Below are 612 nucleotides of genomic sequence, written 5' to 3'. Positions count from 1 at the left end.
CAAAGGAACGAGTGGCGTCGGCTCCCGGTTCTGACGCGCCAACTCCAGCTTTGGTTCGAATTTATGCTGAAGCTGTCCCTCATCGTAACGGCGCTGCCAGACCTGTCGCTCAAGCGTCAGCCATTCTTCGAATTCAGGATCTCTGACGTCGACGCCTTCGAGAAAATGTTCAGCGGCGACTTCGTCGTCTCCCGCCACATGGCCCTCGGAAAGGATTTCATCAATATCCAGCCGTATGCAGTCCATGCGAAGCGAGACGGTGTTTTTGTCAGCCACAAGGATGTCGCGTGCATTACCCAGGCATTTCCGTATATCGAGCAATGCCTGGCGAAGACTGGCAGAGGCCTGGTCTTCAGGCCTGTCGCTCCAAAGCTTGTCACGAAGCCAAACTCTCGAACGTGATCCCCTTAGGGAGACCGCCAGCATGGCAAGGATCGCTTGAGACTTTTGGGATTTAGGCGTCAGAACCTTGCCCTCCGGATCAGTGATCGCGAAGGGTCCAATAAGGTACATACGATAAGCCGCTTCGCTGTGCTGACTGCGGTCCATCAGCGTGGGTCCCCGAGTAGCCTCATGGATTGCTTTATCTTGCTTGTGCTTGAGCTCTCGCTC

General features: G+C 55.2%; 1 protein-coding gene. It reads right to left on the bottom strand.

The window, feature by feature from the left end; genetic code table 11:
• Positions 1 to 549, bottom strand: a 549-nt coding sequence (locus ACXJ5O_RS29175; RefSeq protein WP_457302944.1) for an AfsR/SARP family transcriptional regulator, incomplete at its 3' end; no start/stop codon positions are given.
• Between the last annotated feature and the right edge of the window lie 63 nt (positions 550 to 612).

It is taken from the genome of Phyllobacterium sp. P5_D12 (assembly GCF_054049495.1).
Note: the sequence above shows the minus strand (reverse complement) of the source record. Positions and strands in the feature narration are given on the sequence as shown.